Source organism: Neptunomonas phycophila, assembly GCF_001922575.1.
Taxonomy (GTDB): domain Bacteria; phylum Pseudomonadota; class Gammaproteobacteria; order Pseudomonadales; family Balneatricaceae; genus Neptunomonas; species Neptunomonas phycophila.
On sequence record NZ_MRCI01000001.1, the window covers coordinates 1,905,128 to 1,924,419 of the forward strand.

Consider the following 19,292-nt stretch of genomic DNA (forward strand, 5'->3'; position numbering starts at 1 on the left):
GTTTACGCCTCCCCTGCTTTCAGGTTTTTCAAGAAGGGTGCATAACCGTTTTCACCCATCCAAAACTGAACAAGATGTGTAACACCATTACTCGTCAGAGTTGCACCTGACAAACCATCGATTTGATAAGGAGCTGATGACGAAGTTGGATCGACATTACCTTTAATCAGACGAATCTCGGGAGACCAAGAGCCTTCTTCATAAATTTTCTTGCCAGGCCACAACGCTTTCCATTGAGGGTTATCAACCTCACCACCTAGCCCTGGTGTTTCTGCATGCGAGTAGAAACCTAGACCAACAACGGTGTTTAAGTCGCCTTCAAGAGCAAGGAAACCATATAAGGTAGACCATAAACCGTAACCGTGGACCGGTAAAATAATGCTATCTAGCTGCCCTTCTTTTTCAACAAGATACACTGTTTGATAACGCGCTTCACGCTTGATCGATGCGATGTCTTCTTCGCGCGATAATGCACGAGACATCTCAGGATCTTTAGACGCTTTGCGAGCATCATAGGTTTCAGCATCAACAGCATCGCTGAATTTACCCGTTTCAATATCAACAATTTTAGTTGTTATCTGAGAAAAGAGCTCATCAACTGATTTTGACGGGTCTAACAAACCAGCCGCCGCCAAAATATTAGTTTTACGGTCTAACTCTTTGTTAGCGACTTGCTGAGGCTTTAATAATACAGCCGCAGCAGATACTACTACAGAGCAGACAACACATAGCAAAACGGTGACGAGAATCGTGCGACCGATCGAGTCCTTATTAGCTGACATTGCGTGCTAACCTCCGCTTAATGTTTGCCTGAATAACAAAGTTGTCAATCAGCGGTGCGAACAAGTTACCGAACAAAATTGCCAACATCATGCCTTCTGGGAATGCTGGGTTAACCACTCGAATCAGCACCACCATCACACCAATAAGAGCTCCGAAGAACCACTTACCTGTGTTGGTCATAGATGCCGATACCGGATCGGTCGCCATAAAGAACATACCGAACGCAAAACCACCCAACACAAAGTGCCACCAGAAAGGTATACCAAACATAGGGTTGGTTTCAGAACCAATCATGTTGAGGAGCAAGGACATACCGACCATCCCAGCCAACACCCCGGCGACTATTCGCCAAGCGGCAATTCGGGTCAATAATAATGCACCACCCCCAAGCAAAATAGCTAAAGTGGATGTCTCACCAATAGAGCCTTGAATACGCCCAAAGAACGCATCAAACCAAGTTAGGTTAGTCGCTAGAATAGCGTCTACGCCACCAGCTGCAGCCAAACCAAGCGGTGTCGCTCCAGAGAAACCATCGACAGCGGTCCAAATTGCATCACCAGACATTTGTGCAGGGTATGCGAAGAACAAGAACGCGCGGCCAGTCAAGGCTGGGTTTAGGAAGTTTTTACCTGTACCACCAAAGACTTCTTTACCGATTACCACACCAAATGTGATACCCAGTGCTACTTGCCATAAAGGCACAGTGGCAGGAAGAATTAATGAGAACAAGATAGAAGTAACAAAGAAGCCTTCGTTAACTTCGTGTCCACGTTTCATAGCAAACAGGACTTCCCAAAAACCGCCGACTACGAAAGTTACGGCATAAATAGGAATCCAATACACCGCGCCATGCACGATGTTTGCCCAGATACTCGTGGGGTCAAAGCTTGCTAACGAAGCTACAATTGCGCCACGCAACCCTTCGGCTTCTGTTAAGCCTAACGTTGCCATAGCGGTATTAGCCTGAAAACCTACGTTCCACAAACCGGCAAAAACCGCTGGGAATGTACATAGCCATACCGTAATCATCATACGCTTAAGGTCGATACCATCACGCACATGTGATGCCGACTTAGTCACCGCGCCAGGCGTATAGAAAATGGTATCTACCGCTTCGTAAAGCGCGTACCAATTTTCATACTTACCGCCTTTATGAAAGTGCGGCTCCATTTTATCTAGAACATTTCTGATGTTCATTCGCTGCCTCTCTTAAGTCTCTTTCTCGATGCGCGTCAGGTTATCGCGAAGGATCGGGCCGTATTCGTACTTACCTGCACAGGCAAACGTACACAAGGCTAAATCTTCTTCGTCAAGTTCCAGACAGCCAAGCTGCATCGCAGAAACGATGTCACCCGTGACCAAAGCACGCAGCAATTGAGTTGGCAAAATATCCATTGGCACAAGGCGTTCAAATTGCCCTACTTGAACCATTGCACGCTCAGAACCATTGGTAGTGGTCGTGAAATCAAATTTTTTGCCAGATGAAAGGAAAGAAGCAAAGATATTAAGTACAGAGAACTTATTAGCACCTGGAGAAATCCAGCCCATAAACTCACGCACGTTACCTTCTTCAAGTATTGATACCTGATTAGCGTAATAGCCTAAGTAGGCCAAACCGCCTTCTGCTTTTCGACCGTTCCATACAGAACCCGAAATAACACGAGCGTTATCAGAGGCAACAGCCCCGTCAAGCAAATCAGATAATGCAGCACCCACACGCGTTTTAATAATTGCTGGCTTAACAGCAGCAGGGCCGGCTACAGAAACTAGGCGTTCAGTGAATAAACGTCCTTCTGTAAACAACTTACCAATGGCAACAACGTCTTGATAGTTGATAGACCAAACAAACTTTTGGCGTGCAACAGGATCAAGGTGATGTATATGAGTACCGGCGTTACCAGCAGGATGAGGACCATCGAACTCTTCGACAGTTACACCTGGAGCGGTCGGTATTGCGGCTCCTGGTGCCTTACACAAGAACACTTTATTCTCGGTAAGTTTTGTTAACAATCCAAGGCCTTGCTCAAACGCTTGTGCATGCTCATTAATGAACAGCTCAGGATTAGCAGCCAGTGGATTAGTATCCATTGCGGTAACAAAGATAGACGATGGAATTGCAGTAACGGCTGGGACTCGACTAAATGGACGAGTACGGAAAGCCGTCCATAACCCTGACACCTGCAAGTTTTCTACGACCTGTTCACGTGTCAGACTACCCAATTGCGCGGCATCATAGCGCGCAAATTCTACCGCTTCTTCTTCAGCGTCTAATTCGATAACGACCGAAAGGAGTACACGTCGCTCACCACGATTAATCGCAGTGACTACACCAGCACCTGGCGCAGTAACTTGAACACCTTCAGTTTTCTTATCGGTAAAGATCAATTGACCGAGTTTGACACGATCACCCACCTTGACGGCCATTGTTGGTTTACAACCAACATAATCTGGTCCACTCACGGCGACCGAACGAATCACAGGAGAAGCAGAAGACACTACTTGCTCCGGAGCACCCGTAATCGGTAGATCCAGACCTTTATTGATCTTGATCATACACCTCACCCAAAACACTATTAAAAAAAATTTTGAGGCTAAGTTTTCGTTTTACACAGATAACAAACTTCAACTAACGCTGTGGTTAGATTGCATCCGTTTCTGATATTTTTATTCGGAAAACCTACTACCCCACCAAAAAACCTGACAAGTATACCTGAGCGACATACCGCATATCTACAAACAGGCTAGATTATTCGGGCAGAAGACACCCTTTACGGCAGGAAATTCGCTAGACGCTTTCAATATATCTATATAATTATAGGAAATATTAAAGATTAGACCAAAAAAAAGCCGCTTTTCGCGGCTTTCTCACTAAATCAACAACTTACTTACTAGCCTTCGGGAAGGCAGGTAAAGTAACGTTAGACATAAACTGCGCCATACGTAAAACTTGGCAGCTGTAGCCAAACTCATTGTCGTACCACACATACAATACACAACGATTACCAGTCGCGATTGTCGCTAATGCATCCACAACGCCGGCTGCACGAGAGCCCACAAAATCAGTAGAGACAGCTTCAGGAGAGTTGCTGTAATCAATCTGCTTTTGCAATGGCGAATGTAATGCCATGGTGCGCAAATAGTCGTTCAAGCTCTCACGCTCAACTTCTTTACCCAAATTAAGGTTAAGAATAGCCATTGATACGTTCGGTGTAGGTACACGAATAGCATTACCGGTTAGCTTGCCTTCCATAACCGGCAGAGCTTTAGATACAGCTTTTGCTGCACCTGTTTCGGTAATAACCATATTCAGACCTGCCGCACGGCCGCGACGATCACCTTTATGGTAGTTATCTATTAGGTTTTGGTCATTTGTATACGAGTGAACGGTTTCTACATGACCGTTTTCAACACCGTATTCATCATTAACCGCTTTCAAAATAGGAGTGATAGCGTTTGTAGTACACGACGCCGCTGACAAAATATTATCGTCGGGCGTTATGTCATGGTGGTTAACGCCCATAACAATATTTTTAACACCCTTACCAGGTGCCGTTAGCAACACTCGCTGAACACCTTTAGATTTCAGGTGTAAAGCAAGGCCGTCTTTATCACGCCAAATACCCGTGTTATCGATCACTAATGCATTATCGATACCGTACTGCGTGTAGTCGACTTGATCGGGCCCGTCAGAAAAGATAACTTGAATTTCGTTACCATTAGCAATTAGCACATTGCGCTCTTCATCAATCTGAATAGTGCCCTTGAATGAACCGTGAACAGAGTCACGACGCAACAAGCTTGCACGCTTTTCCAGATCGTTAGACGCCTTTCCTTTGCGGACAACGATGGCACGTAAACGTAACGACTGACCTCCACCAGTGCGTTCGATTAACAAACGTGCAAGTAAACGGCCAATACGGCCAAAGCCATATAGCACCACATCAGTACCCTGATGCTCTTCTTTACCGATTACTGAATCCAGCTCTTCCTCAAGAAAAGCCTTCATGCTACGTCCATTGCCTTCTGTGCGGAATTTAACCGCCAGCTTTCCGATATCAACATGAGCGCTATTTAGATTTAGTGTATCTAACGCTTCAATCACCGGGTAAGTATCTAGTACAGATAACTCACTGGCTTCAACCTGACGCGCGTAACGGTGCGCCTTCAGGATATCGATAACAGAACGCTTAACAATAAGACGTCCATAAACAGAAGTTTCTACGTTACGGTCACGATACAAACGACCAATGACCGGAACCATGGCTTCTGCAGTTGCTTCGCGCTCTTTCCAATCAGCGAATACTTGATTTTGGCTCACAGGTTTCTCCAACTTAACATCAACGCACATTTAAAAATGTGGGGCGTATTATCACTTTTTACACACAATCGGGCAAATCAGTCTCGCTATACTTTAGCCGGACGTTGATTTAAGTACTTTAGTGGGCCTCATTTGCAAGAAAAAGAGGCTTTAGGTGTCCTACTTTTATTGTCGAAACTTTGTAATTGAGTCTGTACCATTAGCGCCTGTGTTGTAACAAATCGTTGATATGGGGAGAAAGCGAGTGACCGATTGGGTCTTTCCAATGCCGACAAAAGCCGGCGATATTAAATGGCTAGGCAATGTTCATGAAAGCGCAGCCGGCTTGGTTGTTGCCAAAGCGGCTCAACAGCACCAACGATTAACACTGGTCATTACCAAAAACAGTGATAGCGCTGCATTGATCGAAAACGAGATTCGTTTTTACAGTGCTGATAACGCATTAGAAGTACTGCCATTTCCTGATTGGGAAACTCTACCTTATGACTCATTTTCACCGCATCAAGATATAACCTCAGCGCGTGTGAGTACACTCAACCGCCTTTCACAGATAGAACGCGGTATCGTTATCGTTCCACTGAGCACGCTTCTGCATCGCATTGCTCCCCCGTCATTCTTACAAGCCCATTCATTGCTGCTAGATACAGGGCAACGTTTGAATATTGATCGCTTGCGCGAACAATTAACCAATGCCGGTTATCGCGCCGTTGAAACCGTATACGAGCACGGTGAATTTGCCGTTCGTGGCTCTATCATCGATCTATACCCCATGGGGTCAGACACCCCATTTCGAATCGATTTGTTTGATGATGAGATCGACACCCTCAGAACTTTTGATCCGGAATCACAACGCTCAATCGACAAAATAGACCAAATTCGATTGCTACCTGCACGTGAATTTCCGTTAACCGAAGAGGCTATCGCCCTTTTCAAGCAAAACTGGCGTGCTAACTTTGATGTTGATTACCGTCGCTGCCCAACTTATCAAGATGTGAGCCAAGGATTAGCGCCAGCAGGTATCGAGTATTACTTACCTTTCTTTTTCGATGAAACAGCAACACTGTTTGATTTTTTGCCAGCCGATACACTCATCATTACAGAGGAATCGCTTGAGACACCCTGCAAACAGTTTTGGAGCGATGCCAATAGCCGCTTTGAAGACCGCCGCCATGATATCGAAAAGCCTATCCTCTCTCCAAACCGCGTATTTTTGCCGGAGAATGAGTTATTCAGCGCCCTAAAACCATTTAAGCGGCTCCAGTTCTGCGCTCAAGAACTGGAGATAAATGCGGGCCGCATCAACTTTGCCAGCCAAGCCACGGCAGACCTTGGCGTCAACGCCCAATCATCCAACCCATTGGGAAAACTCACCCACTATATGGATGATAATCCACAACAAAAATGGTTATTCTGCGCCGAATCACCCGGGCGCAAAGAATCATTGCTGGAGCTGCTATCCAAAGCCAATATAAAGCCAGATCAGATTAAGAATTGGGCTGATTTCGAAACAGGAAGCAGCGCAATAGGCATGACGGTCTTCCCACTTGATCGCGGTTTAAACATACCCAACCGCCTAAAAGTGATAACAGAGTCGCAACTGTTTGGCGGTCAAGTATTTCAACGTCGCCGTCGCGCCCGCGAAAAAGATCAATCCGACTTGGTCATTCGCAATTTAGCCGAGCTAGCACCCAACTCTCCTGTGGTCCATATTGATCATGGTGTGGGTCGTTACCTTGGCTTAGAAACCATCGAACTTGACGGACAGAAGAATGAGTTTGTAGCGCTTTCGTATGCTAACGATGCCAAGTTATTTGTCCCTGTTTCATCGCTCCATTTAATCAGTCGCTATAGCGGTACAACCGACGAGCTCGCCCCTCTCCATCGCTTAGGCACCGAACAATGGAGCAAAGCTCGGCAAAAAGCGGCAGAAAAAATCCGTGATACGGCAGCAGAGTTATTAGATATCTATGCCCGCCGCGCTGCCCGCAAGGGCTTTCAGTTCGATGATCCGGATGAAAATTATAAACAGTTTGCTGCCAGCTTTCCTTTTGAAGAAACGCCAGATCAAGAAACGGCCATCCAATCTGTATTGCGTGATATGACATCCCCTCAGCCCATGGATCGGTTAATTTGCGGCGATGTTGGGTTTGGCAAAACCGAAGTGGCCATGCGAGCTACGTTTATGGCCGCACAAAGCAGCAAACAAGTGGCAGTGCTGGTACCTACCACACTCCTAGCACAACAACATTTCGAGAACTTTAGAGATCGCTTTGCTGACTGGCCCGTAACAGTTGAATTAATTTCGCGCTTTAGAACGGCAAAACAACAATCTGCCGTAATAGAAAAGCTTAATGATGGCCAAATCGACATCATCATAGGCACCCATAAACTCCTACAGGGCGACATAGAGTTTAAGAACCTTGGACTCGTTATTATCGACGAAGAACATCGCTTTGGCGTCCAACAAAAAGAGCGGCTTAAATCGCTACGCTCTGAGGTTGATATCCTTACCATGACTGCCACGCCTATTCCTCGAACACTGAATATGGCGATGAGTGGTATGCGAGACTTATCAATTATTGCTACACCACCCGCTAGACGCCTAGCCGTGAAGACTTTTGTCCGCGAATCAGACAACCCAACCATTAAAGAAGCGATTTTGCGCGAGCTACTGCGCGGTGGACAAGTCTACTACTTACACAATGAAGTAAAGAGCATAGAAAAAGTCGCTGAAGAGTTGCGCGCATTAGTTCCTGAAGCGCGTGTAGGCGTAGGCCATGGCCAGATGCGTGAACGTGAGCTGGAGCAAGTCATGTCAGACTTCTACCACAAGCGTCACAACGTTTTACTGTGTACCACGATTATAGAAACAGGTATCGACGTTCCTAATGCCAACACTATTATTATCGACCGTGCTGATAAATTTGGCTTAGCTCAACTGCATCAGTTACGCGGACGCGTTGGGCGCTCACATCACCAAGCGTACGCATATATGCTGACACCGCCACCCAAAAGCATTTCAACTGACGCCCAAAAGCGACTGGAGGCTATAGCACTTGCGGAAGACCTGGGCGCAGGCTTTACGCTAGCCACTCATGACTTAGAGATTCGCGGTGCCGGTGAGTTATTAGGCGAAGAACAGAGCGGCCAGATACAAGGCATTGGCTTCAGTTTGTACATGGAAATGCTTGAAGAAGCGATCCAAGCCATTAAAGATGGCAAAACGCCTAACCTCGACAAACCTCTGCACCACGGGGCAGAAATCAATCTACGCATACCCGCTCTTATCCCCGATGATTATTTACCGGATGTACACAACCGGCTCATCATGTACAAACGAATTTCGAGTGCGAAAAATGATATCGAGATTAAAGAACTACAAATCGAGATGATCGACCGTTTTGGCATGCTACCCGAGCAGACTAAGAACTTATTTAGGCTAACAAGTCTTAAGCTCATAGCTAATGATCTAGGTATCGTTAAACTGGACGCAGGAAGCGGCAGTGGGCGACTAGAGTTTGGCAGCGACACCAAAATTGATCCATTCACCTTGGTCACGCTGGTTCAAAAACAACCTAAACGCTACAAGCTTGAAGGTGCAAGCCACCTTCGTTTTACCGCGCCTATGGACGACACAGAGTCACGCTTTAGCGCCATCGAGGACTTATTAACAGCGTTAACCCCTAAAGGGTGATGTAAAGCACCATACGGACATTAACGAACAGGGATACCCAAGGATGGACATCCCTGATTTCAACTAGGACTGAGGAGCAGATTGAACGCCAACAGATGGCACCTGAATCTCTCCTTCAGGCACCAAGTGGACGGTAGACGTTGGGAATGCCACCTCCGCATTGTTCGACTCAATGATCTCCATCACCTTCAACAGAACATCCTCTTTTATTTCATGATACTCAATCCAATCGGTTGTTTTGGTAAAGGTATAGATAAAAAAGTCGAGCGAGGAAGGCGCAAATGTATTGAGGTTAACAATCATTGTTTGGTTTTGATCGATAGCCTCATGCCCCCTCAACATATTCTTAACATCTGTGACTATCTGGCGAACCGTAGCAACATCACAATAACGAACACCTACTGTCTCGTAGATACGTCTATTCGTCATACGTGATGGATTTTCGACCGAGATACTTGTGAAAGTCGCATTTGGAACGTATAAAGGACGCTTGTCGAAAGTACGTATGCGCGTTAAACGCCAACCGATGTCTTCAACTGTGCCCTCAATATTTTTATCAGGACTTCTCACCCAGTCACCTACTTTGAAGGGCCGGTCAAGATAAATCATAAGCCCGCCAAAAAAGTTAGCTAACAGATCTTTAGCGGCAAAACCAACGGCAATACCACCAATCCCACCAAAGGCCAGAACCCCCGAAATACTGTAGCCAAAGGTCTGTAAAACCACCAAACCAATAGTAATGATTAACGCCAACCTTACTAGCTTGCCCAATGCGCTTACGGTGGTTTCGTCCATGCTGGTGTTAATTCCAACCGGATCAATCAGTGCTTTTTCGGTTAAACCGACAAAACGTACTAAGAACCAACCAATTAAGATAATAACGGAGACTTTTCGGATGGGAGTTACAACATCTAATAGTACAGTGCCTGTAGAAGCATCAATGACATCAAAGGCAAAACCGCCACCAATTACCCATACAAGAATAATAACGGGCTTGCGCATCGCCTCTATTAGCAGGTCATCCCAAATTGTTCGTGTTCTAGCTAAAGACTTATGCAGACGGTTAAAAAAACGTCCCAGAATAAATGCCACAATGAGTGTCACCAGCACAATAGCAAAAACAACAACAATCCAAGCATTTTCCTGATTCAATGAGAAAGATTCGGTTATCCATTGTTGTATGGGTTGCGCTATCTCTTTACCATCAAATTCCATTACGCTAATTCCATTTCTACTTGCTGTTTAACATCAGCTATTCTCAGCTGATCTAATACTTTATTTTTATGACGCATCCGTGAAATACGTAAACTACGGTGACTAAGGCCGCCATCTTCCAGCGAATCCAAATACCCCAGCACTTGATCAGCAGCCTCCGGTTTATTACAGACCAACACCATATCGCAACCGGCCTTCAAAGCGGCCGCGGCTCTCTCTGGATATCCACCAGCGACAGACGCTCCCTCCATGCTGAGGTCATCACTAAAAATAACGCCTTCAAACCCAAGCTGTTGACGCAATACCTCTTGCAACCAAAATGGCGAAAACCCTGCGGTGTTTTCCGTTACCTGCGTATAAATCACGTGGGCGGGCATAATGGCATCTAAGCCTTGCTCAATCATGAATTTGAACGGCTGCATATCCTGCTGGGCAATCACAGAAAACGGACGCTCGTCTGTAGGAACCGCCAAATGCGAATCCGCAATAACCCAACCATGCCCAGGAAAATGCTTACCGGTAGCAGCCATGCCTGCTGAGTGCATCCCTTTCATAAAAGCAGAGGCTAAGGCCATAACTTGTTCTGGTGTGGAACCAAAAGCGCGATCACCAATGATTTGGCTACGCTCAAGATTCAAGTCCAAAACCGGCGCAAAACTGATATCAATATCCAGATCAATAAGCTCGGCGGCCATTAGCCAGCCAATCATTTCCGATAATGCGACAGCCTCTTTAGGTCTATCTAGCCAGCGATCCGCGATAACTTTCATGGCGGGCAAGCGCATAAATTCATCTCTAAATCGTTGTACCCGCCCCCCTTCTTGATCAACTGCAATAATAATATCAGGCGCTACTTGACGTATATCGGCCACTAATGAGCGCAGTTGTTGTTTGGACTGATAATTGCGCGCAAATAAAATTAATCCACCCACGTGCGGATGCTGCAGACGCTGGCGCTCCATATCGGTCAACTCATGACCTGCCACATCTAACATGACACAACCGGTACTCATTATGACTCCTCAATCAACAGCGGTGTCCCCACTGAAACACGATTAAATAATGTTAATAAATCATTGTTGCGCATACGGATACAACCATGCGAAGCAGGAACCCCCATAGGCTCTGTTTCCGGCGTACCATGTATGTAAATATAACGACGCATTGAATCGACATTACCCAAGCGGTTAACGCCAGGCTCGCAGCCACTGAGCCACAAAATACGTGTCAGTATCCAATCTCGTCCAGGGTTAGATTGCGCAAGTGCTGATGAGTAAATTTCCCCTGTAAAACGACGGCCAATAAATACTGCGTTTTCTGGAAGGCCCGCACCAATTTTAGCGCGAATAATGTGTAAACCACGTGGGGTACAACCGGAACCGGTTTGTTCTCCGGCGCCATTAGCGGCGGTTGAAATAGAAAACCGGGTCGTTCGACCCGGCTCAATTAAGGTTAGCTGCTGCTCTTTTATATTAAGATGCAGTTTCATCAAGTAATCCCTGTTTAATCCACTATAGGCTGGATTCTATCAGAGCCTGCAAAAATGTGTTTGTTCCGAACGCGCCATAAATCCGGCGGATATCACGGGAATCATACGATGGAAAATAAGTTCGATTTCTATATCTTTGTTTAACTCGCTTTTTTCAATGCGCGCAATGGTATGAATATTTGAAAAAGTAAACACCATAGAACCTAATAAAAAATGCAATCGCCAAAAGAACTCATCATCATCCATTGGCGAAGAATCTTGACGCAAGAGTTCCAAAAAACCAGCCAAACGGCTGCGATACAAACCCAACAAATAGGTGCGCAGCTCTTCTTGATTTTTCATGTAAGCCAGATCAAGCAGCCGCGAGAACATCGATAAAGCATGAGTGTTATGGTTATGCACTTGCAATAACCCACGCATTAGCATTTCTATCAATTCGTTAAGCGTAACGGTATCGTCACTGTTTAATGAAAGCCGCTCATGAATAGCATCTTCGATATACTGACAAAGAGGATGCAAGTAACTTTCCGCTACCGCTTGAATAAGCCCTTGTTTAGAACCAAAGTGATAATTTACCGAAGCGAGGTTTACATCAGCTGCTGTTGTGATTTGCCGCATCGTCGTTTCTGCAAAGCCTTGTTCTGCAAAAAGGGTTTCAGCGGCAGCTTGTATTTGCCGAGCAGTTTTGGATTGCGACAAGCCCGAGTCTCCGATCAAATAGTTGTTTTAAACATACATAAAAAACAATAGACCATGTTTTAAAAAAACACCAAATTTACGTATGCAATCAACTATTAACGGGACAAGAAACGGCTATTTGAGGCGCGCTCCCAAATTTTAGAAAAAACGCCATCCGCTGTTTTAATTGACAGCTCACTTAAGCGCTCTTGCAAAGATTTTTTAACTTCATAACGCACCTTGTAGACATCAGCGTTTTCGCAAGCAGCCATGATGTAATCATCACTGGTTGCTAACTGATCAACCAACTTCAGTTCTAAGGCCCGTTTACCAAACCACACTTCGCCCGTAGCGACGACCTCAATATTCATTAAAGGACGATACTGGCTTACAAACTCTTTAAATAATGCATGTGTATCTTCAAGCTCTTCTACGAACTTCTCTTTACCTTTTTCAGTGTTTTCACCAAACATGGTTACGGTGCGTTTGTATTCACCCGCCGTGAACATTTCGAAGTCAACATCATGCTTTTTAAGCACACGATGAAAATTAGGTAGTTGAGCGATTACACCTATCGAACCAACCAAAGCAAACGGCGCTGCTAGCAACTTATCGGCTAAACACGCCATGAGATAACCGCCGCTGGCAGCCACTTGATCGACGATAATTGTTAGCGGAATACCTTTGGCTTTAATACGCTCAAGCTGAGACGCGGCTAAGCCATAGGTATGGACTAATCCTCCTGCACTTTCTAAACGAAGCACAACCTCATCTGTTGGTCTAGCAAAGGTTAAAATGGCAGAAATTTCTTCACGCATAGGTTCAACATCGCTAGCATGCACATCACCATCAAAATCCAACACGTAGACCCGTTTCTTTTCTACATTGTCTTGGTCATTAGAAGGCGGAGCCTTCTTTGATTCTTTTTTGCGCTGTTTAGCTTCTTGTTTTTCTTGCTTTTTCTGAAGTTTAAGCTGTTGTTTGTATTGATCTTTATCTAGCACAGCCGCTTCAACCGCATCCTTCATATCGTCATACACGTCATTCATCGAAGTGATTTCAACTTCACCATCACTGTTATCACGACGTCCACGTGCACTAATAGCGATAATCCCAGCTAAAGCAATCAATATAGTTACCAATACGGTAAGAGCTTTGGCAAAAAACAGACCGTACTCAAAGAAAAATTCAGACAACTTCCACTCTCCAAAAAATTTTGCGCTGGGTTCCAGCAATCAGTCGCGTAATGTAACACAAGCGAGATAAGCAATGACACAAAAGCCGCCTAGACCCTGATATACTCCGCACTATCTCATGTTGATGTTTTAAGGAAAAGTTTGTAATGAGTAGCGATATTACCGTTGAAAAAGTAATCAGTAAGCTAACATCTCGCTTTCAACCCGATGCCGCAAAAGGCATGAGCAGTGTTTTTCAATTTGTTTTAGAAGATGGCGACGACTTTTTCATTCATATCGATGATCAAACGTGCACACCAGAATACGGACAACATGACGACCCCTCTATTGTGCTTCGCATGGACAGTGCAACATTTATACGGGTAGTTACAGGGCAACAAGACGGCATGAGTGCTTTTCTCAAAGGTAACTTACGGGCTGAAGGGAATGTCATGTTGGCGACTAAACTCAGTAAGCTATTTAAGGCCTAGCGCGTAAACACCGTAGCCGAAATTTTCCGCGCACAGCCAATAAAACCGTTATTACACTTTACCTAACATAAAATGTTCGATTAAGGCATATGATATTGCAAATGACGGAGGCAAGTCGGGCATATGATCTCTGTGATACCAATGCGCCTCTTCTATTTCAACACCATCAGGCGCTAACTCACCGCCTGCGTATTCAGCAAAGTAACCCAACATCAAAGCATGAGGAAAAGGCCAAGATTGGCTTTGATGGTAGCGCACGTTTTTTACCTGAATACCCACTTCCTCCATTATTTCTCGATGCACCGCTGCCTCGGCTGTTTCACCTGCCTCAATAAAACCGGCTAAGGTGCTAAAACGCCCAGGTGGAAAATGAGGTGAGCGCGCGAGCAGACAGCGATCCCCATCAGTTACCAGCACAATAATACACGGAGAGATACGCGGGTACTGAACTAACCCGCAGGCAGCGCAGTGTTTCGCCAAATCAACTGAATGGTGTTCCATAACACCGCCACAACGCCCACAAAAACGATGCTGATCATGCCACACCGAAATTTGTGAAGCGCGCGAAAAAATAATGTACTCAGCTTCACTAGTGGCTTCACCCAGAAGCTTGCGCAGATTCAAAGGGCTGTACTGCTGACTGCCCATCTCGTTTAAAACAACCACACTGTAAAGGGTATTCTCTAACTCCCCGACGGCGTAGACGGCTTCAGCTTCCGCTAATTGAGCACTGGAAAGTTCTACAACAGCACTCCCCGTTTGCGTTTCCAGCAAAGTGCCATTGACTGCCATAAAATACTTATTAACCAAAACACACCCCAAAACCAATACTTTTGTTCTAAATCATATAGTTAACATTTATGGACAAAAGCCTAAATGACAAATCAAAATTATTACTTATGATGCACGAGCTTAGCTCTTTTTACAGAAAATTGTTCAGATTTCAACCATCTACTGCTAGGCTAGCTCGCGCTTTATGTTCAACAAGTGAACAAAAGTCTGTTCATTAATAGGAAGATGACCCATGACCACCACTTTTTCTCAGGCAATTATGCGGAATTTCCTCGGGAATTCGCCTGTCTGGTATAAGCAAGCTATTATTGGCTTTCTAATCCTTAACCCAATTTTATTAATGGTAGCAGGCCCTGTTACTACTGGTTGGGTACTTATTTTTGAATTCATTTTCACATTGGCTCTTGCGCTTAAATGCTACCCTCTTCAACCCGGCGGTTTACTGGCCATAGAAGCTATTGCTATTGGGTTAGCGTCACCTGAGAGCGTATACCATGAAGTCAGTGGCAACCTGCAAGTTATCCTTTTACTTATGTTTATGGTGGCAGGGATTTACTTCATGCAGGGTATGTTATTGTGGATCTTTACAAAAATTTTGTTAAACGTCCGCTCTAAGATTTACCTTTCTTTATTATTCTCTATTTCTTCGGCTTTTTTATCTGCTTTTTTAGATGCACTGACCGTCACAGCGGTTCTAATTAGTGTCGGTGTTGGTTTTTACTCTGTTTATCACAAAGTAGCTTCTGGCAAGCATAGCGACCACGCGCATGATCACGGAAACGATGACGCCATCCACGAAGTCAATCGCAGCGAGCTAGAAGACTTTCGCGGTTTTTTACGCAGCTTACTCATGCATGGGGCGGTCGGCACAGCGTTGGGTGGTGTATGCACCCTAGTTGGGGAACCACAAAACCTGCTTATTGCAGAAAAAGCGGGTTGGGACTTTATTACCTTTTTCACACTAATGGCCCCTATCACCATGCCTGTTCTCGTTGCAGGTTTGCTAACATGTGCCTTACTCGAAAAAACAAAAGCCTTCGGATATGGCGCGAAACTGCCCGATAACGTTCGCGCTATTCTGGAAGACTTTGCGGCTAAAGAAGACGCTAAACGCACATTACGTGATAAAGCCCAACTAGGTGTTCAGATTGTAGTCGCTATATTTCTAGTATTTGCATTGGCACTTCATTTAGCCGAGGTAGGCTTGATTGGTCTCACTATTATTATTTTGCTTACAGCCTTTAACGGCGTAGTAGAAGAGCACCAAATCGGTAAGGCATTTGAAGAAGCGCTACCCTTTACAGCACTACTGGTTGTCTTTTTCTCGATCGTGTCTGTCATACACGATCAGCACTTGTTCCAACCTATCATCCATGCTGTTCTTTCAATGGATATTGATGCACAACCCGGCCTATTTTTTATCGCCAACGGCGTTTTATCAGCCATTAGTGACAATGTATTTGTAGCAACCGTTTATATTAATGAAGTAGTTGCAGCGCTTAATGCAGGCGAAATCACTCGCGAGCACTTTGATGCGCTTGCCATTGCCATCAATACAGGGACCAACATCCCGAGCGTTGCCACTCCCAATGGTCAAGCAGCATTCTTATTTTTGCTCACCTCTGCACTTGCTCCATTAATTCGTTTGTCATACGGAAAAATGGTCGTGATGGCTTTGCCATATACAATCGTGATGAGTTTAGTCGGCTATTCAGCCGTTGTTATAGCCCTTTAATACAGGCATACAAAAAAGCGGGCATTTTCGCCCGCTTTTTTAGTGTTTTGTCGTGCTAACCTTTAACGACAGAAGCCTCATCAATCGTGTGCCACAAGCATTGCCCATCTACTTTTTTATCCAACTTTCTTAAAAAAGCTTCGTGGGCCTGCAACTCACTGTCATCCGCTTTTAGCACTGTTAAACCTTGCGCTTCTTCTCCTACTCGTTTGAGTACAACGACATCGTCACCACCGTCTCCATCCTCATCCGCGAGCATCAAAGATCGCTGTCCACCAGTTAACGCTAAATAAACATCGGCCAGAATCTCGGAGTCGAGTAACGCGCCATGCAATTCGCGGTGCGTATTATCGATACCATAACGTTTACATAACGCATCTAGGTTATTCTTTTGCCCCGGATGCTTTTTTCTCGCAACTAATAATGAATCAATCACTGAGCAGACATCACGTATCTTAATGTCTATTCCATTACGCGCTAGCTCAGCATCCAAGAAACCAATATCAAATGCTGCGTTGTGAATGATTAGCTCGGCACCGGTCACAAAGTCTAAAAACTCTTGGGCAATACCACTAAATTTGGGCTTATCCGCCAAAAATTCATTGGTAATGCCGTGAACAGCCATAGCCTCAGCATCTATCTCGTGATCTGGCTTTATATACTGATGGTAAGTACGTCCTGTTAATCGGCGACGCTCCATTTCAACGCAACCAATTTCAATTACGTTATGGCCTTGCGACCACTCTAAACCCGTTGTTTCTGTATCCAGTACTATTTGACGCATCGTGCTTATGCCTTTTGAATAATCTCTTCAACACCACGGTTAGCCAATTCGTCAGCTAACTCATTCTCTGGATGGCCCGAGTGACCTTTTACCCAGCGCCAATCTATAGTGTGCTGCTTTGTTAGCGCATCTAATTGTTGCCAAAGGTCTGCGTTTTTGACCGGCTTTTTGGCGGCGGTCTTCCAACCGTTTTTTCGCCACCCTGTGATCCACTCGGTAATACCTTTGCGAACATATTGAGAATCGGTGGTTAAAATAACGTGGCAATTGCGCTTTAGTTCGGCCAACGCTTTAATAGCAGCCATTAATTCCATACGGTTATTGGTAGTGTCTAACTCCCCACCCCATAACTGCTTTTCTTTCTCACCATAACGCAAAAGAGCTCCCCAGCCCCCCGGGCCTGGATTTCCTTTACAAGCGCCATCGGTGTAAATCTTAACGGGTTCCACGTGTTTGACCTCTTGTTGCCGGTTCGACTACCGGTAATTTAATAAAACGACGGGAACGTTTTCTATTTTGAATCACCCGCATACTACCTACATCTTTTCGAGCAAGCACAACATTAAAAGCGCCGGCTCCTGGCACAAATCGTTTTAAAACTGGCTCGATCCACTTAAAACGCTGGCGAATAGTATCCGTTTGGTAAGGCGGGTAAAAGTAATGACTTTCGGCTTTAACTTCCGTTAGTTCCAAAAGGCTAATCCAATCACTTAAACGGCCATGACCAATGAAATGCGCATGATGCCAGATTGGCTTTGTTTGTTTACGACTAAGTTTGCGGCGTAACCCCCACCAAGACCAAGGATTAAATCCGACTATGACTATGTAACCACCTGGGCGCAATATACGTGAAGCCTCACGCAATACCTGATGAGGCGTAGAAGAGAAATCCAGAGCATGGTGCAAAATCACAACATCAATACTGTTATGCTCTATCGGTAGCTCATTACTTTGCGCAACAATGCTAAATGGATGCATTCCCAGCTCTAAACGATGATAGACAATGACCTTATGCGGAACCGTACTTTTTTCGGCTACATCTATTAGCGGATTTAAGCTTATTTGAGCCATATGGCTTCCATATAGACCAGACAAAATGCGATTTAAGACATCTTGCTCTGCTTCCCAAAGCTCATTGCCCAGACCTTTGGATAGCCAAGAGCGAAGCGGGTCTGTTAACTCATCACTGCTGAGCTGTTGTTTAAACTTCATGAAAGCCCTGTATTGCGATTACCTGTAAAGATTTCCACATATTAACAGCCCACTCGCTTTAGGGTAATCTCTAGCTAATTAAAATTAAAGAGAGCCCAACATGTTGACTGTAAAACCCTTAGCTGCCTTTACGGATAACTATATTTGGCTACTAAAGCACGACGATGGGAAGCACTGTGTCGTTGTAGATCCAGGTGATGCAAACGTTGTTATCGATGAGCTAACTAAAGAATCACTGATACTTAACGGCATTTTAATTACGCATCATCATAACGACCATACTGGCGGTGTAGACGAGCTAAAATCACGTTATAAGGTACCGGTCTATGGGCCTGAAAACTCCCCTTACAAAGGCATAACCCAAACGCTAAGCGATGGGGACACGCTGATGATCTTAAACGAAAGCTTTGAAGTATTAGCGGTGCCCGGGCATACCTTGGACCATATCGCTTTTTATACCAACAGCACCCAAACGCCCAAACTATTTTGCGGTGATACCCTTTTTTTAGCAGGATGCGGCCGACTTTTCGAAGGCTCGCCTGCTCAAATGTTAACCGCAATGGATAAATTTCGTGAACTCCCCCTCCAAACAGAAGTATACTGCACACACGAATATTCGTTAGCAAACCTAGCTTTTGCTAACGCAGTTGAACCCAATAACGGAAAAATTACTCAGACACTGAACCAATGCAAAAAACTTCGTGAGCAAAATAAGCCCACGCTACCTTCTAGCATAGAGCAAGAGTTAGCCATAAACCCCTTTATGAGGACGCGCAAACCCAGCGTTGTAGCCTCAGCCAAGGCGTACAAGGAAGTTTCGAATATGGATGAAGTGGCTGTTTTTTCGGCGATCCGCGAATGGAAAAATAGCTACTAACATTGACCTTAACCTGCGCCCTGATAAAATCGCGCGTTTAAATTGATGG

Annotated in this window: 17 protein-coding genes; 4 read left to right on the plus strand and 13 right to left on the minus strand. The window is 45.1% G+C overall.

The window, feature by feature from the left end; translation table 11 throughout:
• Positions 1-2: 2 nt before the first annotated feature.
• From BS617_RS08725 to BS617_RS08740, 4 genes are all read right to left on the minus strand, one after another.
• A complete protein-coding gene (locus BS617_RS08725) occupies positions 3-782 on the minus strand; it encodes a Na(+)-translocating NADH-quinone reductase subunit C (protein WP_075172441.1) in 780 nt (259 codons plus the stop codon).
• Complete coding sequence (locus tag BS617_RS08730) at positions 772-1,980, minus strand: NADH:ubiquinone reductase (Na(+)-transporting) subunit B (RefSeq protein WP_075172442.1); 1,209 nt, start codon at positions 1,978-1,980, stop codon at positions 772-774. The genes BS617_RS08725 and BS617_RS08730 overlap by 11 nt, the downstream gene beginning before the upstream one ends.
• A 12-nt stretch (positions 1,981-1,992) precedes the next feature.
• A complete protein-coding gene (locus BS617_RS08735; RefSeq protein ID WP_075172443.1) occupies positions 1,993-3,336 on the minus strand; it encodes a Na(+)-translocating NADH-quinone reductase subunit A in 1,344 nt (447 codons plus the stop codon).
• Between the two features lie 328 nt (positions 3,337-3,664).
• Positions 3,665-5,101, minus strand: a complete 1,437-nt coding sequence (locus BS617_RS08740) for a glyceraldehyde-3-phosphate dehydrogenase (RefSeq protein WP_075173508.1) — start codon at positions 5,099-5,101, stop codon at positions 3,665-3,667.
• 229 nt (positions 5,102-5,330) lie between these two features.
• Between BS617_RS08740 and mfd the strand changes: the two genes are divergently transcribed.
• Positions 5,331-8,795 carry a transcription-repair coupling factor gene (mfd, locus tag BS617_RS08745; RefSeq protein ID WP_212667417.1) on the plus strand — a complete coding sequence of 1,155 codons (3,465 nt, stop codon included), beginning with the start codon at positions 5,331-5,333 and terminating at the stop codon, positions 8,793-8,795.
• A gap of 63 nt (positions 8,796-8,858) precedes the next feature.
• Here the strand turns inward: mfd and BS617_RS08750 are convergent, their stop codons facing one another.
• From BS617_RS08750 to sohB, 5 genes are all read right to left on the minus strand, one after another.
• A complete protein-coding gene (locus BS617_RS08750; protein WP_083609977.1) occupies positions 8,859-10,010 on the minus strand; it encodes a mechanosensitive ion channel family protein in 1,152 nt (383 codons plus the stop codon).
• The gene (gene nagZ / locus BS617_RS08755; protein WP_075172445.1) at positions 10,010-11,023 is read right to left on the minus strand and encodes a beta-N-acetylhexosaminidase; all 1,014 of its coding nucleotides are present in this window, start codon (positions 11,021-11,023) and stop codon (positions 10,010-10,012) included. Before nagZ ends, BS617_RS08750 begins: the two co-directional genes overlap by 1 nt.
• A complete protein-coding gene (locus BS617_RS08760) occupies positions 11,023-11,499 on the minus strand; it encodes a L,D-transpeptidase (RefSeq protein WP_075172446.1) in 477 nt (158 codons plus the stop codon). The genes nagZ and BS617_RS08760 overlap by 1 nt, the downstream gene beginning before the upstream one ends.
• Positions 11,500-11,538: 39 nt before the next feature.
• Positions 11,539-12,198, minus strand: a complete 660-nt coding sequence (locus BS617_RS08765) for a TetR/AcrR family transcriptional regulator (RefSeq protein ID WP_075172447.1) — start codon at positions 12,196-12,198, stop codon at positions 11,539-11,541.
• A gap of 95 nt (positions 12,199-12,293) precedes the next feature.
• Positions 12,294-13,373: a protease SohB gene (gene sohB, locus BS617_RS08770; RefSeq protein ID WP_075172448.1), complete on the minus strand. Its 1,080-nt coding sequence runs from the start codon at positions 13,371-13,373 to the stop codon at positions 12,294-12,296.
• A gap of 146 nt (positions 13,374-13,519) precedes the next feature.
• On the opposite strand from sohB, the gene BS617_RS08775 reads away from it, so the two are divergent.
• The gene (locus BS617_RS08775) at positions 13,520-13,843 is read left to right on the plus strand and encodes an SCP2 sterol-binding domain-containing protein (protein WP_139303149.1); all 324 of its coding nucleotides are present in this window, start codon (positions 13,520-13,522) and stop codon (positions 13,841-13,843) included.
• Between the two features lie 51 nt (positions 13,844-13,894).
• On the opposite strand, the gene nudC is transcribed toward BS617_RS08775, so the two are convergent.
• On the minus strand, positions 13,895-14,653 hold the full coding sequence (nudC, locus tag BS617_RS08780; protein ID WP_249263587.1) for an NAD(+) diphosphatase: 759 nt from the start codon (positions 14,651-14,653) through the stop codon (positions 13,895-13,897).
• 214 nt (positions 14,654-14,867) lie between these two features.
• Between nudC and nhaB the strand changes: the two genes are divergently transcribed.
• A complete protein-coding gene (nhaB, locus tag BS617_RS08785; RefSeq protein ID WP_075172450.1) occupies positions 14,868-16,370 on the plus strand; it encodes a sodium/proton antiporter NhaB in 1,503 nt (500 codons plus the stop codon).
• A gap of 55 nt (positions 16,371-16,425) precedes the next feature.
• Here the strand turns inward: nhaB and dnaQ are convergent, their stop codons facing one another.
• Genes dnaQ through BS617_RS08800 form a run of 3 tightly spaced genes read right to left on the minus strand, consistent with a single transcriptional unit; the run spans position 16,426 to position 18,366 of the window.
• Positions 16,426-17,154: a DNA polymerase III subunit epsilon gene (dnaQ, locus tag BS617_RS08790; protein ID WP_075172451.1), complete on the minus strand. Its 729-nt coding sequence runs from the start codon at positions 17,152-17,154 to the stop codon at positions 16,426-16,428.
• A 5-nt stretch (positions 17,155-17,159) separates the two neighbouring features.
• Positions 17,160-17,603: a ribonuclease HI gene (rnhA, locus tag BS617_RS08795; protein WP_075172452.1), complete on the minus strand. Its 444-nt coding sequence runs from the start codon at positions 17,601-17,603 to the stop codon at positions 17,160-17,162.
• Positions 17,590-18,366: a class I SAM-dependent methyltransferase gene (locus tag BS617_RS08800; protein ID WP_075172453.1), complete on the minus strand. Its 777-nt coding sequence runs from the start codon at positions 18,364-18,366 to the stop codon at positions 17,590-17,592. Before BS617_RS08800 ends, rnhA begins: the two co-directional genes overlap by 14 nt.
• Before the next feature lie 100 nt (positions 18,367-18,466).
• Here BS617_RS08800 and gloB point away from each other — a divergent pair, with 100 nt between their 5' ends.
• Positions 18,467-19,243, plus strand: coding sequence for a hydroxyacylglutathione hydrolase (gloB, locus tag BS617_RS08805; RefSeq protein WP_075172454.1), 777 nt, complete (start codon positions 18,467-18,469; stop codon positions 19,241-19,243).
• Positions 19,244-19,292: the final 49 nt, after the last annotated feature.

What these genes read in the sequence shown, in the direction of transcription:
- BS617_RS08725 (WP_075172441.1), bottom strand. Translation starts at nt 782, where the DNA reads ATGTCAGCTAATAAGGACTCGATCGGTCGCACGATTCTCGTCACCGTT.
- BS617_RS08730 (WP_075172442.1), bottom strand. Translation starts at nt 1,980, where the DNA reads ATGAACATCAGAAATGTTCTAGATAAAATGGAGCCGCACTTTCATAAA.
- BS617_RS08735 (WP_075172443.1), bottom strand. Translation starts at nt 3,336, where the DNA reads ATGATCAAGATCAATAAAGGTCTGGATCTACCGATTACGGGTGCTCCG.
- mfd (WP_212667417.1), top strand. Translation starts at nt 5,331, where the DNA reads ATGGGGAGAAAGCGAGTGACCGATTGGGTCTTTCCAATGCCGACAAAA.
- BS617_RS08750 (WP_083609977.1), bottom strand. Translation starts at nt 10,010, where the DNA reads ATGGAATTTGATGGTAAAGAGATAGCGCAACCCATACAACAATGGATA.
- nagZ (WP_075172445.1), bottom strand. Translation starts at nt 11,023, where the DNA reads ATGAGTACCGGTTGTGTCATGTTAGATGTGGCAGGTCATGAGTTGACC.
- BS617_RS08760 (WP_075172446.1), bottom strand. Translation starts at nt 11,499, where the DNA reads ATGAAACTGCATCTTAATATAAAAGAGCAGCAGCTAACCTTAATTGAG.
- BS617_RS08775 (WP_139303149.1), top strand. Translation starts at nt 13,520, where the DNA reads ATGAGTAGCGATATTACCGTTGAAAAAGTAATCAGTAAGCTAACATCT.
- nhaB (WP_075172450.1), top strand. Translation starts at nt 14,868, where the DNA reads ATGACCACCACTTTTTCTCAGGCAATTATGCGGAATTTCCTCGGGAAT.
- dnaQ (WP_075172451.1), bottom strand. Translation starts at nt 17,154, where the DNA reads ATGCGTCAAATAGTACTGGATACAGAAACAACGGGTTTAGAGTGGTCG.
- BS617_RS08800 (WP_075172453.1), bottom strand. Translation starts at nt 18,366, where the DNA reads ATGAAGTTTAAACAACAGCTCAGCAGTGATGAGTTAACAGACCCGCTT.
- gloB (WP_075172454.1), top strand. Translation starts at nt 18,467, where the DNA reads ATGTTGACTGTAAAACCCTTAGCTGCCTTTACGGATAACTATATTTGG.